This window comes from Mycobacterium sp. TY814 (genome assembly GCF_030755175.1).
In the GTDB taxonomy this organism is placed as follows: Bacteria; Actinomycetota; Actinomycetes; order Mycobacteriales; family Mycobacteriaceae; genus Mycobacterium.
In genome coordinates this window covers 757,017-771,152 of the sequence record NZ_JAUFRY010000002.1, presented here as the reverse complement: position 1 = coordinate 771,152, position 14,136 = coordinate 757,017, and the positions used below count along the sequence as shown (strand labels likewise).

13 protein-coding genes and 1 pseudogene are annotated in these 14,136 nt (G+C 67.4%); 8 read left to right on the top strand and 6 right to left on the bottom strand.

The window, feature by feature from the left end:
* The first annotated feature begins 89 nt into the window (after window positions 1-89).
* Together mddA and QXH22_RS17030 are read left to right on the top strand one after the other, a co-directional pair.
* Window positions 90-818, top strand: coding sequence for a methanethiol S-methyltransferase (gene mddA, locus QXH22_RS17035; protein WP_306239678.1), 729 nt, complete (start codon window positions 90-92; stop codon window positions 816-818).
* Between the two features lie 239 nt (window positions 819-1,057).
* Window positions 1,058-1,363: a helix-turn-helix domain-containing protein gene (locus tag QXH22_RS17030; RefSeq protein ID WP_306276407.1), complete on the top strand. Its 306-nt coding sequence runs from the start codon at window positions 1,058-1,060 to the stop codon at window positions 1,361-1,363.
* On the opposite strand, the gene QXH22_RS17025 is transcribed toward QXH22_RS17030, so the two are convergent.
* Window positions 1,330-1,725: a VOC family protein gene (locus QXH22_RS17025; RefSeq protein WP_306276406.1), complete on the bottom strand. Its 396-nt coding sequence runs from the start codon at window positions 1,723-1,725 to the stop codon at window positions 1,330-1,332. The genes QXH22_RS17030 and QXH22_RS17025 overlap by 34 nt on opposite strands.
* Before the next feature lie 77 nt (window positions 1,726-1,802).
* On the opposite strand from QXH22_RS17025, the gene QXH22_RS17020 reads away from it, so the two are divergent.
* Together QXH22_RS17020 and QXH22_RS17015 are read left to right on the top strand one after the other, a co-directional pair.
* Window positions 1,803-2,291, top strand: coding sequence for a glutathione peroxidase (locus QXH22_RS17020; protein WP_306239674.1), 489 nt, complete (start codon window positions 1,803-1,805; stop codon window positions 2,289-2,291).
* A 29-nt stretch (window positions 2,292-2,320) separates the two neighbouring features.
* Window positions 2,321-3,253 carry a DUF389 domain-containing protein gene (locus QXH22_RS17015; protein WP_306276405.1) on the top strand — a complete coding sequence of 311 codons (933 nt, stop codon included), beginning with the start codon at window positions 2,321-2,323 and terminating at the stop codon, window positions 3,251-3,253.
* Between the two features lie 9 nt (window positions 3,254-3,262).
* Here QXH22_RS17015 and QXH22_RS17010 read toward each other — a convergent pair whose 3' ends face one another.
* Complete coding sequence (locus QXH22_RS17010) at window positions 3,263-3,577, bottom strand: hypothetical protein (protein WP_306276404.1); 315 nt, start codon at window positions 3,575-3,577, stop codon at window positions 3,263-3,265.
* Window positions 3,578-3,713: 136 nt separating this feature from the next.
* On the opposite strand from QXH22_RS17010, the gene QXH22_RS17005 reads away from it, so the two are divergent.
* Together QXH22_RS17005 and QXH22_RS17000 are read left to right on the top strand one after the other, a co-directional pair.
* A complete protein-coding gene (locus QXH22_RS17005) occupies window positions 3,714-4,367 on the top strand; it encodes a hypothetical protein (RefSeq protein ID WP_306276403.1) in 654 nt (217 codons plus the stop codon).
* On the top strand, window positions 4,364-5,539 hold the full coding sequence (locus QXH22_RS17000) for a hypothetical protein (protein ID WP_306276402.1): 1,176 nt from the start codon (window positions 4,364-4,366) through the stop codon (window positions 5,537-5,539). Before QXH22_RS17005 ends, QXH22_RS17000 begins: the two co-directional genes overlap by 4 nt.
* A 113-nt stretch (window positions 5,540-5,652) precedes the next feature.
* Here QXH22_RS17000 and QXH22_RS16995 read toward each other — a convergent pair whose 3' ends face one another.
* On the bottom strand, window positions 5,653-5,976 hold the full coding sequence (locus QXH22_RS16995; protein WP_306276401.1) for a hypothetical protein: 324 nt from the start codon (window positions 5,974-5,976) through the stop codon (window positions 5,653-5,655).
* 155 nt (window positions 5,977-6,131) lie between these two features.
* Window positions 6,132-6,569, bottom strand: a complete 438-nt coding sequence (locus tag QXH22_RS16990) for a hypothetical protein (protein ID WP_306276399.1) — start codon at window positions 6,567-6,569, stop codon at window positions 6,132-6,134.
* Between the two features lie 353 nt (window positions 6,570-6,922).
* Between QXH22_RS16990 and QXH22_RS16985 the strand changes: the two genes are divergently transcribed.
* A complete protein-coding gene (locus tag QXH22_RS16985) occupies window positions 6,923-8,068 on the top strand; it encodes an N-acetylmuramoyl-L-alanine amidase (RefSeq protein WP_371934247.1) in 1,146 nt (381 codons plus the stop codon).
* A 9-nt stretch (window positions 8,069-8,077) separates the two neighbouring features.
* On the opposite strand, the gene QXH22_RS16980 is transcribed toward QXH22_RS16985, so the two are convergent.
* Window positions 8,078-10,825, bottom strand: a complete 2,748-nt coding sequence (locus QXH22_RS16980) for a glycoside hydrolase (protein ID WP_306276398.1) — start codon at window positions 10,823-10,825, stop codon at window positions 8,078-8,080.
* Between the two features lie 144 nt (window positions 10,826-10,969).
* On the opposite strand from QXH22_RS16980, the gene QXH22_RS16975 reads away from it, so the two are divergent.
* Window positions 10,970-11,815: a CDP-diacylglycerol diphosphatase gene (locus QXH22_RS16975; protein WP_306239665.1), complete on the top strand. Its 846-nt coding sequence runs from the start codon at window positions 10,970-10,972 to the stop codon at window positions 11,813-11,815.
* A gap of 1,150 nt (window positions 11,816-12,965) precedes the next feature.
* Here the strand turns inward: QXH22_RS16975 and QXH22_RS30495 are convergent.
* Window positions 12,966-13,058 (bottom strand): annotated as a pseudogene (locus tag QXH22_RS30495) (PE family protein); the annotation flags it as partial.
* Window positions 13,059-14,136: the final 1,078 nt, after the last annotated feature.

Below are 14,136 nucleotides of genomic sequence, written 5' to 3'. Positions count from 1 at the left end.
CACCGAAATACTCTGTCAAAGTTGAAGATCGACACACGGGATGCCCTGCGCTCCCCCGTGCCGGGGCAGGGCGGCAGAACGGATCGAGGTTGCAGCGCGTCGCGTTCGTGGCGTACGGCGCCCTCAGTTACCTGCTGTTTCTCGGCGCCTTCCTGTATCTGGTGGGTTTCGTGGTCGGCGTCGCGGTGCCCCGCACCGTCGATGACGCCATCGACGCGCCGTTTGCCCGGGCAGTGGTGATCGACCTTGGACTGCTGCTGGTGTTCGCGCTGCAACACAGCGTGATGGCCCGACCCGCCTTCAAGCGATGGTGGACCCGATTCGTGCCTGAGCCCATCGAACGCAGCACCTATGTGCTGGTGTCCAGCGCAGCTTTCGCGCTGTTGTTCTGGCAGTGGCGTTCGATCGACATCACCGTCTGGCACGTGAACTCCGCACCGGCCCGGATCGCGATCACGGCGCTCGGTGGTCTCGGCTGGCTGATCGCCCTCGCGTCCACCTTCATGATCGATCACCTGGAGCTCTTCGGCATTCGCCAGGTGCTGCACAACCTGCTGTCAAAGCCTCTCGTGCAGAAAGGCTTCCGGGTCGTGATGCTCTACCGGCTGGTGCGTCATCCGTTGATGCTGGGGTTCCTGATCGCATTCTGGGCCACGCCGACCATGACGGCCGGGCATCTGCTGTTCGCTGCGGCCAACACCGTTTACATCCTGGTCGCGCTGCAGTTGGAGGAGCGCGATCTGGTGGCGGTGCTGGGCGAGCAATACCGGCGGTACCGCGTGCGGGTGCCCATGCTGCTGCCGCGCCCATGGCGCTGACTCGCCGGACCGGACACCACCGCGTTCCTCAACGAACAACGCCGTTCTGTCGCCGAAGGGATCCGGTTCCGACCGGGTGTGTTGCCGCGGCTTCTCGGGGTTCCCGCCGATGCACTGCGGAACACCCGGGTTGACCTGGAACTGTTGCACCCCAGGCTACGTGGAGTCCGTTGATTCCGCTCACCGCGCGCCTCCTGCAACACGAGACCTCCGCTGAGACCGCACCCTGGCGAGTCGCCGTGTTGCATCACGTCACCCAACGACTGGGCAGCGGCGCCACGGTGCACTCGGTGGCTGGGGAAATCGGTTACTCGGCAAGGAATCTGCAGCGGCACTCCGCCGCGGTGTACGGCTACGGGCCGGCGACGCTGCGGCGAATCCTGCGATTCCGGAAAGCGTTGCGACTGTTGGATTCCGGCGCGTCGGCCGCCGATACCGCCGCCGGCGCCGGATATTCCGATCAGTCACATCTGTCGCGGGAGGTTCACGATCTGGCGGGAGTGACCGTCAGTCAGCTCGGCAGCGAAGCGTACAGGTCGACGTAGGTGCCGTCCGGGTCGGCGATCGTGGCGTAGCGCTGTCCCCGGGGTGCGTCAAAGGGTTTCACGACAGTGGGGTGTCCGGCATCGGTAAGCCGGCGAAACACGGCGTCGACGTCGGCGGGTGCGGCAAGCCCGAACGCCAGCGTCACCCGTCCCGGCGACGTCGGCGCCGTCCACCCGGGATGCAAACCCGCGATCGTCTCCTCGGTGTCGAATAGCAGGCGGCTGCCGCCGGGCAGGTCGACCTCGACGTGCCCGGCGTCGTCCGCGGGGATGGTCAGCCCGAGCAGGCGATAGAAGTCCAGCGAGCGCCGCAGGTCATTCGCCACGATCTCGACTGCGGCGGAAACAGGTTGGTTGTCCATGGTGGCAACGGTAGGTCGCGGCCGTCGTGGTCGTCATGAACAAATCGGACAGCATCCGTAGTGCTAGCGTCGACGCCGTGACCCTCAAAGACATCGCCCTGACCACCCTCGACGGGAAGGCCGCGACGCTGGCTGAATTGTCCAGCGGCGCAACGCTGGTCGTGAACGTCGCCTCCAAGTGCGGTCTGACGCCGCAGTACGCGGCGTTGGAGAAGCTGGCCAAGGACTACAAGGACCGGGGCCTGACGGTCGTCGGTGTCCCCTGCAATCAGTTCATGGGCCAGGAACCGGGCACGGCAGCAGAGATTCAGACGTTCTGCTCGACGACCTACGGCGTGACGTTCCCCTTGCTGGAGAAGACCGACGTCAACGGCGAGCTCCGCCACCCTCTCTATGCCGAGTTGACGAAGGCCGCCGACGCCGACGGCCAGGCGGGCGACATTCAGTGGAACTTCGAGAAGTTCCTGCTGGCACCCGACGGCCAGGTGGTCAATCGGTTCCGGCCCCGGACCGAACCCGACGCCCCCGAGGTCATCAGCGCCATCGAGGCCGTGTTGCCCCGGTAGGCGGCGCGCTTGCCGCTAAGGTGCGGTGAATGCTCCATCTGCGGGTGATCGCGCCGACCGAGTCCCGTGATTCGGTGCTCGAAGTCCTTCGCCGCGAGGTGGGGGTGACTCACATCGTCGTGCACCGCGAAGCAGCACTCGATCCACCCGGCGACGAGATCACCGCGGACATCGCGCGCGAGAGCGCCAACGACGTCGTCGACCAACTCAAGGCGCTCGGGCTCAAACGGCGGGGAGCGATCACCCTCGACGTGGTCGACACCGTGGTCTCCACCGCGGCATATCGCGCCGAGAACGAGGCCGACGGCGACCCGGCCGATGCCGTCGTATGGGACGAATTGGCCGAGAGATCGCGGGAAGAGTCGACGCTGAACGCCACCTTCCTGACGTTCCTGACACTGGCCTGCCTCATCGCAGCCGTCGGCGTTGTGACGGACTCCCCGGTCACGGTCGTCGGCGCGATGGTGGTGGGCCCCGAGTTCGGTCCGCTCGCCGCGCTCGCGGTCGCGATCGTGCGACGCCGCGGCTACCTCGCACGGCGGGCAACGCTGGCGCTGCTGGCCGGTTTCCCGGTGGCGATGTTCGTCACGGCGGTCGCTGTGCTGGGCGGTGAAGCGGTGGGTTGGATCAAGCTGGGTACCATTCGGCAGCTCAATCAGGTCGACTTCATCTTCCAGGTCGGACCGCTGTCGTTCGTCGTCGCGCTGTTCGCCGGCGCGGCCGGCATGCTTTCGCTGGTATCTGCGAAATCCGCTGCGCTGGTTGGTGTTTTCATCTCGGTGACGACAGTGCCGGCCGCCGGGTTCGCGGTGGTCGCCGCCACCGTCGGCGACTGGCAGGTCGCCGAGCAGTCGGCGATACAACTCGGGGTGAACCTGACGGGGATCGTCCTGGCCGGGGTGCTCGTGCTGTGGGTCCATCTTCGGACCAGCTCACGGCACCGGGCCAACCGGCCCGGGTAGTGCGGGTCGCTATCCACCCCCGGATTGATTGGCGATGCAGGACCGGTAGGCCTGCATACACTGCGCGACAGCGTCGGGCGGCACATACCGCTCCCCGTAGATTCCGATCTGCACGCTCGCCGACATACAGGCCTGCTTCTGGCTGTCGCAGCTGGTAGTCGGTGACCCTGGCGCCGGAATCACGTCTGTCGGGTCGACATCGTCACCGGTATTCACGCACGGCGTGGTCTGCGGTTCGGCTGCCGCGGGTCCCGCTACGGCGCCGGCGACCGGGCAGAGAAGAACTGTTGCAAGCGCCAACCGGGCGACGACTCTGGCAAACATCGTTGGCTCCTCACGGCATTGGGTCAGAGACTCAGAACGTAAGTCCGCGTGTTTCCCGTGCGTAGGGCATTTCGGCGCAGGCGCCAGGGTAGAAAGTCCCTGTCGCAATACCGGTCGCGGGTCGAGCATGAGTTCCATGCGCCGCGCTGTCTCCGTTGCCGCACTCATCGTGGTGGCCGCCCTCGGTGTAGCTCCCCGTGCCGGTGCGGACCCCGCGGCCGACCTGGTGAGAATGCTGCCGGCCGGCTACGGCAGCGACTCCTGCACAGCGACCAATCCGAAAGGCGCGCTGGCCGCCGTGGAGTGCCGCACCAATTCTTTGCCCGGCGGTCCGACGTCTGCGACCTATTCGCTGTTCCGCGATTACGCCGGGATGTATGACGCCTTCACCAAGAGCCTGAAGGATCCGGCATGGACGCCCGCGCCATGCCCCGGCAAGCAATCGCCGGAACCCACCGTCCTGCTGGGATCGGACGGCCGGCAGTTGGGTTTCGCCGCTTGCGCTCACGGCGAAGGCCCCGACTGGCAGGCCAGGGACGGAGCGTTGGCGTGGACGCGCAACGCCGAGCACTTCCTGGGCGTGGCATACCTCAGGTATGAAGGTCAGCTGTATCCGGCCGGCCTGTTCAACTGGGTCAGGGGACCGCAGATCGAAAGCGACTGCGCGGCGGCCGGCGGCAAGTACACGGCGTGGCACGGCGACGCCGAAATCTACTATTCGAACTGTTGCTTCAAAGACCACTGCGATGAATACGTCGACGGGGACTATCAAGGACGCTCCCAGCCATGAACCATTCGCACCGGTGCCGCAGTCACGTCGTCGCGCGCTGGATCGTCACGCTCGGGGCGGCGGTCAGTTTGGTCGCCGGTTGCACCCATCCTGCCGCTCCGCCTGCGACATCCTCAAAGCCGTTGGCGCCGAGCCTGTCTCCGGGAACCCACGCCACGCTGTTCTATTCCAAGGCCGGCTCGCTGTACATCAGCGACCCCGCCGGCGCACCGGGCCGCAAACTCACCGACGGACCGGCCGATACCGAGCCGGCGCCCTCCCCCGACCTCGCGCACGTGGCCTTCATCCACAAGGCCGACAACGCCGACTATGGCGGCGAGCTGTGGGTTCTCGATCTCTCGCCCGCCCATGACCCGCTCGGCGCCCCGCGGCGCCTCGTCGACCCGGGGGCGCTCCCTCCGGGGTTCGGAACCCCGGAGGCCGGGGATGGGCCCCCGCGGGTCGTGCACCCGCGCTGGTCCCCCACCGGCAACCAGATCGCCTTCCTCGAGGCCGGCGAAGGGGGCGGCATGCTGCTGGTCGCTGACGCCACGGACGGCCGGACCGTGCCGCACCGGCAGCGGATGTTCGCCGACGACAACTACTCGTGGGCGCCCGACGGCCAGCACATCGCCTGGACGGGCGGACGCAGCGACGTGTCGCCCGTCGACGTCAGCGTCCTCACCGTCGGTGCGACCTCGACGTCCGTGGTGAAAGGTGCCAACGCCTTCTCCGTGGCGTATGACGTTGCCGGCCAGTCTCTTTGGTTCAGCAACGGCAACGCCTCCGGCGAACTGTTCGACGGGATCCCGTTCCTGCTCCGCGACGGCGGCATCTATTCCGTCGCCACCCCCGGCGGTGCACCGGCCAATCCGTCCGTTGTCCCGACATCGCTGGTCAAGGGAAAGTCCTTGTACGGCGACGTGGCGCCGCTTGGTTCCGGCGCCGTTGCCTTCACGGTAGCGAGTGCGGATGGATCATCGAAGAGCATTCAGATTCTCGATGCCCACGCGTCGGCGGCCCGCACGATGGTCGGCAACGTGCCGGCCGACAGTCCCGGCCCCGTGTGGGGGCCGGGGGACCTCCTCGCCTATGTCGACGCCGGCAAGCACTTGGTGGTGACGGACGCGAATAACCGCGCCCCCAAGCAGATTGACGCGGGTGTGGACACCTTCGCATGGCCGCCCCGGTGAGCACTCGTGGAGTGAGACCGGGCCGTCGCCAATGGGATCCGGTCCCCTCCGGGTGCCTCGCCGCCGCTATTCGCCGGCCACGCTATTGACATTGTCCAGGATTGAACGCGCTCTCACAGGCCGGGCAGGCAGATGGGCGATCCGCCGCAGGTGTTCGCCGGGGAAGGGTCTCCCTCGAGAATGTGCGCACCAACTTGGATGCCGCCCTCCGTTCCCGGATGTCCGAGGCTGCCGCCGTAGTAGTGGTGACAGGTATTCATGTCCCACACCACATCCGGCATTGGCAGCGGACTGCCGGGGCACCAGATCCGGCTGCACATGGCCAGCTGATTGCAAATGCCTGTTCCCGGGTCGGCTTGTGCGCTGCCTGCGCCAAGCCCGAGAGTCGCCAGCGCAAGGGTGCCAGAGAGCATTGCACCTGCGATGATTCGTCGCATTTCGTGTTCTCCGTTTCGCCAGGTCCGCCTGTCAGCGGATGTCTTGGCAAAAGCTAACCCGGCATTCTTGCGAATTTCTGGTGTCCGCGGTCGCGCGGACGATCCTCGGCTGCGCGGTCGACGAGTGCGGCTTCGCCCAGCCTCGTGCCGAGGCGCTAGCCGACCTGGGTGAGTAGCAAATTCTGGGTCACGCGCGGCAATCCTTTATCGGACCCGCACACCGGCCTCGTTATGCCGGATTCGTTCTTGCCCGCAAGAGTGCCGGGGTCCCACGTGGCGTAGCTGGCGTAAGCGCCGGGCACCCGAGTACCCGACGGACAGAATGCGTCGGAGTGCCAGGCCAATGTCCATTGGCCGTCGAATATCCGCGCTTCGCCGAAACCTGGCCCCCCAGGTGCATTGGCCACCGATGCGCATCCCGCACCGCATGGCGTGAAGTACCAGTTGCTCGTGGTGGTCTCACCGGATGCCGAGGTCACGGTCGAGACGTAGTGGCCGCTCATAGTCGGATCAGCCGACGCGGTAGCGGCAGACGCGACAGCCAACGACCCGGCAATCGCGGCGACAGAAACAATGCGGCGCGGAACGGTCATGTTCTGATGTCCTCTCCCATGGTGACAACCGCCATAAATTGGCTATAGCACAAAAGACGGAGGATTTGGGCCGCTCGATTGCCGCGGACTTCCGGATTCGGCGGGCGGGCCATTGGGCGCAACGACAGGCCTGGAAGCGAAAAATGGCGGCGGGGCGGGGCCTCAGGGGCGATCTCCGGTCCGCGACAATTTCGGCACTACCGGGAATCCGCTGCGCTCAAAGGACTTCCACCGCGGCGGGTCGCGCCGCCAATACCGTCGACGCGAGTTACCGTGTTGCCGTGCCAGATTGGTGCGGGTGCGCGGTGACACCCGCTGTTTCACGTCGTAGTGCCCTGAAATATGTTGCGGCAGTGCCGGTTGCGCTGGGTTTGGGAACCGTCGCATCGGGGCTGGCCCGGCCTCCGAGCGCTGCGGCAGACCCGATCCTGGTCGCGGCGGTCGAAGCTCCCGGACAGGCACCCAATATTGTCAGCCGTGAGCAGTGGGGAGCCGACGAGTCGCTCCGCAGCCGAGCACCGGTGTATGACAGCGGCATCCAGGCCGGCGTCGTGCACCATACCGCCACGGTGAACGACTATGCGCCGCAGGATTCGGCGGCGATCGTGCGGTCGATCTACGCTTACCACACCCGGAACCTGGGGTGGCCGGACATCGCCTACAACGCCCTGGTCGACAAGTACGGTCAAGTCTTCGAGGGCCGCTTCGGCGGGATGACCAGACCGGTGCAGGGCACCCATACCGGCGGCTTCAATCGCAACACCTGGGCGGTGTGCATGATCGGAGAGTTCGACGCGATGGCGCCCACGCCCGTTCAGGTGCGCACCGTCGGTCGCTTGCTCGGCTGGCGACTGGCCTTGGACGGCGTCGACCCCAGGGGCAGCACCTCTCTGACATCGGACGGGGGCCCCTACACGCGTGTCCCGCGCGGCACCGCCGTGAATCTCCCGTCGATCTTTGCCCACCGCGACGTCAGCGATACCGATTGCCCAGGCAAGATCGGGTACGTCCTGATGGGTCAGATCCGCGACGTCGCGGCGCAATTCACCAAACGCCCCAGCGCCGCGGACCTGGCTCAATCGCTGCAGGGCACCGCCATCTATGACCGGTGGCAGGCGATGGGCGGCATGAACAGCGCACTGGGCGCTCCCAAGTCACCGGAATCGCAGGGCACCGGAAACGCGCGCTACGTGATCTTCGACAAGGGAGCGATGTACTGGTCCCCGGCCACCGGAGCACAGCCCGTCACGGGCTCCCTCTACGCCGCGTGGGGTGCCCTGGGCTACGAACACAGTGCGCTCGGGCTGCCGACCAGTGCCGAAATCCAGGAGCCCGAGTGGATCGCGCAGAACTTCCAGCACGGCACCCTCAATCTCGACCGTCACAGCCGGACGGTCACCAGCGTGATCGACGGTATCGCCGCCCTGGTGCCGCCGCCGTCAGCGGAGGGGCCGCCGACACAGCTCGAGCGGTTCTCACCGGCGCGCAACCGAGTTTGACGCGCGGCGTCACGCCACCGGGACGGTGACAGCCGGCGTGTTGTGCCCGGTGACTCGGACCCAGCGCGCCGGTGACCCCTGGTCTGCGGCGGTTCCCCGGATCTCCACGGTCTCGCCCGGGAACACGGTCACGTAGTTGTCGTCGTATTCGACCGGCAGCATCTCGTCGCCGTCGCGCGACGACAGGATCTCGGCACGTTCGAAGAACGCGACATTCCGCGTGGGATTGTGCAGTCGCACGACGACGCCCCCACCGGCCGGCCGGGCAGTGACGTCCAGCGGCACGCGCGGCATGTCGTTCAGCGCGGTCAGGTCCGCCCAACTGGCTTGCATCGAGTCGAACGCGCGGTCATTGTCCGGGTCTCCGACGTCATCGGGCTGTTGGGACTGCCAGTAGACGTTCTCTGCGAGGACCTCGCCGGTCTCACGCGCCAGTTGTGCGCGGACGAAGAAGACCGGTGAGGTGGCGAGCCCGCGGGGCATGGTCATGGCTTCCGTGGCGCCGCCCGCGGAGACGTTGGTGCGCTTCGAGATTCGATCGGCCTGCAGCGTTCCCTGCAGGTCATAGATGCGGACCCGGACGAGGAGGCCGTGCTCGTCCTGTCGAGTCTGGTTCACGACGCTGATCCGCGCCGGGCTGCCGTTGCCGCCGGCGTAGGAATCGAAGACGACGGACAGGGGCCGCAAGCCCTTCTTGGCTCCGAAGTAGGCGCCGCCCGGGCGCAGGTAGTAATCGAAGAGCTGGCCGAAGAAGGATGGCCAGTGACTGTTCAGCATCCAGTAGATGGTCATCTTGTGACGGTCCCATCCCGTGGCGGCGAAGGCCTCGAACTGCGCACGGGCGGACTCGTACTGCGCCAATTGCGCTTTGGCGGAGAACATCTCGGCACTGTCGGACGGACCGTAGCGCAGGCCGATCGATCGCTGGGCGCTGAGCAGAGCACCGTTCTTCGGCTGGCCGCCGGCGTGGAAAAACCAGGTGTCATTGATCGGCCACAACTGGTCCGGCGGGATGAATCTTCTCAGGCTGGCGAACGGCGGAATCTGTTCGTTGCTGCCCTGTTCGGCGGATGCGCCCCAGGTGGCACCGTATCGACGGCTGAACCAGTAGCTGGGCGGCCGCCAGGTATACGGTCCCGTCATGTCGATTCCGTCCCATTGCGCTACGCCGTCGCCGTCGCGCGCCTGCAGCGACGCGGTGTCGACGGTGGCGTTCTGCCAATGTAATTCAGCGAGAATCGCCCGGTATCGGGAGCGGATGTCCGGCGGCGGCAAGCCGTCGCTGCCATTGGCCCAGATGAACGCGGACGCGTGGGATCGAAGGACCTCGATCTGGGAGCGCAGACTCGCCATCGCCACGCGGTCGTCTTCGTGGTCCCACTGCTCCCATTTCTCCCACTGGTTGCAGCACATCCAGCCTGCCATGAGTGGAATGCCGAGCTCGTCGGCCTTCTCGACGAGGTGTTCGCTGGCGAGTTTTCCCTCGAGCCGTAACATGTTCAGACCCAGATCCATTGCGTACTGCAGGATTGCGGTCTCCCGGTCGGGGTCGTAGCGGTAGAGCAGATCGGGCGTGTACGCCGCGCCGCGAATCGGAAAGTGCTCACCGTTGACGTCAAGATAGAAGTCTCCGCCGTCGCCGGAGAAGCCTTCGTCGCGATGCTGCGCGACGGTACGGATACCGAATCGAAGATCTTTGCTGTCGCTGGGCCGGTTGTCGACCCGGAACTCCAGCCGCAGATCGTGCAGAGTCGGCCGACCCATGGTGTACGGCCACCAGAGATCCGGACGCTGAACATTCAGTTGCCCGAATTCGTCTGGGGTCAATGTGATTTCGCGATCCTCGCCGGGCCCGAGGGTGACCGCCTGCTCCACGTGAATCGTGGATTTGTCCGGGCGGGTGATCGTGGCGCGCAGAACTCCGCGTGCCCGGCCGGCGGAGTAGTTGTGCACACCGGCCCTGATCGTCAACCGCGCACTGTCGGTGCGGGGTAACGGAAGTTCCGAACCGACGGCCGCAGTACCGATTCCGACGGTTCCCAGCGATTTCAGGTACACCGGCTTCCAGATACCGGCATTACGGTCGGCCACAAACGACGTTCCGCGCCGGTCCGGATCGTTGTTGGGCGACGGCAGACCAAGGTAATCCCAGTTGATCCAGTCGTTCCAGCTGTCGGCCAGCTCCACACCGTCCACATCTTGAAGCGCGCGCTCGGGCGTCACCTTCACTGCCAGAACGTTTGACTGCCCGGGACGGATCCACCGCGTCACGTCCAATTCGTGGGTCACGTACATACCGACTATGTGCGTGCAGTCGGCCACCAGGTGTCCGTTCAGCCAGATTTCGCCGCGGTAATTGATGCCGGGAAAAGCCAATACATAGGTCGTCCGGCCTGCTGGAGCGGTGAACTCGGTGCGGTACCACCAATCCTGTCGATAGAGATCCTGCGGGACGTGATCTCGAAGATTCTTGCCTACGTAGAGGTCCCGGTAGACACCGTTTTCCCGGAGTATCTCCAGCACCGTGGCCGGCATGCGGGCGACTTTGTACCATGCGGTGGCGTCATAGCCGGTCACCGACAGGGCGTCGCCGTTGAGCGAGGTCGTGGTCGCGGGAGACAGCGTCCAATTGTTCGACAGCTCAAGGCGGTCCGGTGCAGCGGACAGAGCATGGGTGGCGACTGGCGAATACGCTGCCGCACATAACGACAGCGAAGACATCGCCAGCACGATGAAGATCTTGACGGCGACCTTCATTTCCCGGCTCCTCGACACGTGTGTTCGGCTCATCATGCCGTCGACCGTCAGCTGACGCCAACAGAGCGGGGCGCCGGCAGACGTCGACGAAAGTTATATTGCTGGTTCAGCACGTCTTCTGATTCTGATCAAGGAGCAGTAACCATGGGGGATTCAACGATCGACGGCATCGGCAAAAGACGTAGGAGTCCTGCTGCGGGCCTGCTTGGGGTAGTTGTCGTCATCGCCGCATGCCTCTTGGGCGTTGGCCTCTCGGCCGCTGGGACCTCATCATGGACGGCTCTTGCCGACCCGGGTTTCCACCCGCCCGACAACTGCGGATCCCCGAACGACAGCGGACCCAGACTCGAACTCTGGAAGTCCGTCAAAGACCACTATCCCCCGCCGGCCAACCCGGCGCCCAACATTTTCGTCAATGATTCCTGGGCACTCAAGGACGGCGGACAGGGCAAACACGACCTCCTGGCGATACCGAGGGCCCGCGTCACCGGAGTCGAATGCCCGGAGATCTGGGGCCCGAAGGCGTTCAACCTCTGGAAGCCCGCCTGGGACGAGGCGGTCAAGAGGTTCCAGGGTGTCGACATCATGTTGGGAATCAATTCTTTCCACGGCCGCAAGCAGGATCAGTTGCACATCCATCTCACGGGCTTTCAGCACCAGGCCAGGAACGACTTGAACGGCCTCAAGGGGATCCCGACGGATCTGTCGAAGTGGAACACCAGTCTGTATGTCGTGATGGGCAATGTTTACCGCATCGTGCGAGTCAACGACCTCGACACGAACGTCTTCAAATTGGTCAAGGACAACATCTCTCAAAACGACATGTTCCAGCAGTCCATAGCTGTCGTCTCCGCCGCACCCAACAAGGGCTTCTACATCCTCAGCACGCAGGGCAAACCCGATCCCGGGGAAGCCGAGCACAACCCTGAACTGCGGATCGGCAAGGACTTCGGCACCCAGGCAATCGACGGCCTCATCTGGCGGGGCTGACAACGTCGAACAGCTGGGGGCCGGTGTCCGAGGGGTTTCGGATCTCGGCCGCCGGACGCAATTACGCCTTGCCGTTGTTTCCGTTGTTGCCGAGTAACAGTCCGCCGGTGCCGCCGGTGCCGGCTGTACCGCCGGCCTTGCCGGCGTTGCCGCCGTTGCCGCCGTCGCCGACGAGCTGAGCGTTGCCGCCGTTTCCGCCTTTGCCGGCGGTGGTGGCACCGAATCCGCCGGCCCCGCCGTCACCGCCGTTTCCGGTGATCCCGGCCTTGCCGCCGGTGCCGCCGGCACCGCCCGTGCCGTTGCCGTTGGCGTTGGCGCCGGAGCCGCCGGCCCCGCCCGCGCCTCCCGAGCCGGCGAGCAGGCCGGCGCTGCCGCCGGCACCGCCGGCGCCGCCCTGTTGCGTGCCGCTACCGCCGGCACCGCCGTGTCCGCCGGAGCCGCCCGCGCCGCCGGAACCGAACAGGAGGCTGGCGTTGCCGCCGGCTCCGCCGGCCCCGCCGGTCAGGGTGCCGGCCCCACCGGAGCCGCCCGCGCCGCCGGTACCGAAGGACAGTGCGCCGGCGTTGCCCCCGGCTCCCCCGGCCCCGCCGTTGTTGCCCCCGGAACCACCGGCACCCCCGGTGCCGCCGGCGCCGAACAGCCCTCCCGTTCCACCGGCCCCGCCGTTGCCGCTGAGACCGCCGGAGCCGCCGGTTCCGCCGTCGCCGAATACCAGGCCCGTCCCACCGGCCCCACCCGCGGCGCCGGGCCCGCCGGCTCCACCGACTCCACCGTTGGCGAACAGGCCGCCGGTACCGCCGGCCCCGCCCACCCCGGTAGGCCCGGCTCCCGCACCGTGCCCGCCGGTGCCGGCGGCGCCGGACAGGAAGCCGGCGTTGCCGCCGCGCCCACCTGCCCCGCCCTTGCCGGCATTGATGGCCTGCCCGCCGTCACCGCCGGTGCCGCCCACCCCGTTGAGCAGGGCTGAGCCGCCCGCCCCGCCGGCACCACCAATTCCGCCGGCCCCGTTGGCGATGCCGCCTGCGCCACCAGTACCGCCGTTGCCGAACAACACGCCGCCGGCGCCACCGGCCCCACCCGCGCCACCGGCCCCGCCGGCGGCCGTGTTGGTCGTGCCGTGCGCGCCGTTGCCGCCGTTGCCGAACAACCAGCCGCCGTCCCCGCCGGCTGCACCGGTGCCGGGAGTTCCGTTGGCGCCGTTGCCGATCAGCGGTCGCCCGGTCAGCGCCTGGACGGGCTGATTGACGATGTTGAGCACGTCCTGCTGCAGGACGTGAATCGGGTTGGCGCTCAGGGGCGCGTTGAAGCCGTCTGCGCCGAGCAACACGCCGCTGATGCCACCGAGGCCGGCCTTGCCCCCGGTCACCCCACCGGTCCCGCCGCTACCGGCGTTGCCACCGTTGCCGATCAACACACCGTTGCCGCCGGCCCCACCGTTGCCGCCGGTGGTCACACCGGCACCGCCGTTACCGCCGTTGCCGCCGTTGCCGAACACTGCGGACTTGCCGCCGGCGCCGCCGGTACCGCCGGTGGTGACGGCAGCCCCGCCGCTACCGCCGGTTCCGCCCGAGCCGAGGAGCTGTCCGGCGTTGCCGCCGGCGCCGCCGGTGCCACCGGTGGTGCGGCCCAGGCCGCCGGCCCCACCGGCCCCCCCGTTGCCGGTGAGCAGGCCGGCGTTTCCGCCGGCACCGCCCGCGCCGCCCGCGGTCTGGCCGTTGTTGAGGCCTTCCCCGCCGGCCCCACCGGCGCCGCCATCGCCGAAGCTGAACATGCCGGCGTTGCCGCCCGATCCTCCGGCCCCGCCAGTGCTGCCCAGGCTCGAACCGCCGCTACCGCCGGTTCCGCCGGCGCCGAACGTCCCGCCGGCACCGCCGGCGCCACCTGCCCCGCCGGTGGTACCGGCCGTGGTGGACGTGCCGGTTCCGCCGGCTCCACCCGTGCCGCCGGTGCCGAACGTCCCCCCGTCGCCGCCGGACCCGCCCGCACCGCCCGAGGCGCCGGCCCCGCCGGACCCTCCGACGCCGCCGTCGGTGAACAGCCCACCGGTTCCACCGGCGCCACCGGCCCCGCCGGTGGCGTTGCCGAAGGTGAATCCGCCCGCGCCACCGTTACCCGCAGCGCCGAAGAGCAGTCCGGCATTGCCGCCGCGGCCGCCGGCCCCGCCCGCAGCGCCGCCGCCGTCTGTGGAGGCGCCTCCGACACCGCCGGAACCACCAGACCCGATCAGCATCGCGTTGCCGCCGGCTCCGGCGGCCCCACCGGCCTTGCCGGCCGTTGTGGCGATACCACCTGCGCCACCGGCTCCGCCACTGCCGAACAGA

What these genes read in the sequence shown, in the direction of transcription:
- QXH22_RS17025 (WP_306276406.1), bottom strand. Translation starts at nt 1,725, where the DNA reads ATGGACAACCAACCTGTTTCCGCCGCAGTCGAGATCGTGGCGAATGAC.
- QXH22_RS17015 (WP_306276405.1), top strand. Translation starts at nt 2,321, where the DNA reads ATGCTCCATCTGCGGGTGATCGCGCCGACCGAGTCCCGTGATTCGGTG.
- QXH22_RS17010 (WP_306276404.1), bottom strand. Translation starts at nt 3,577, where the DNA reads ATGTTTGCCAGAGTCGTCGCCCGGTTGGCGCTTGCAACAGTTCTTCTC.
- QXH22_RS17005 (WP_306276403.1), top strand. Translation starts at nt 3,714, where the DNA reads ATGCGCCGCGCTGTCTCCGTTGCCGCACTCATCGTGGTGGCCGCCCTC.
- QXH22_RS17000 (WP_306276402.1), top strand. Translation starts at nt 4,364, where the DNA reads ATGAACCATTCGCACCGGTGCCGCAGTCACGTCGTCGCGCGCTGGATC.
- QXH22_RS16995 (WP_306276401.1), bottom strand. Translation starts at nt 5,976, where the DNA reads ATGCGACGAATCATCGCAGGTGCAATGCTCTCTGGCACCCTTGCGCTG.
- QXH22_RS16990 (WP_306276399.1), bottom strand. Translation starts at nt 6,569, where the DNA reads ATGACCGTTCCGCGCCGCATTGTTTCTGTCGCCGCGATTGCCGGGTCG.
- QXH22_RS16980 (WP_306276398.1), bottom strand. Translation starts at nt 10,825, where the DNA reads ATGAAGGTCGCCGTCAAGATCTTCATCGTGCTGGCGATGTCTTCGCTG.
- QXH22_RS16975 (WP_306239665.1), top strand. Translation starts at nt 10,970, where the DNA reads ATGGGGGATTCAACGATCGACGGCATCGGCAAAAGACGTAGGAGTCCT.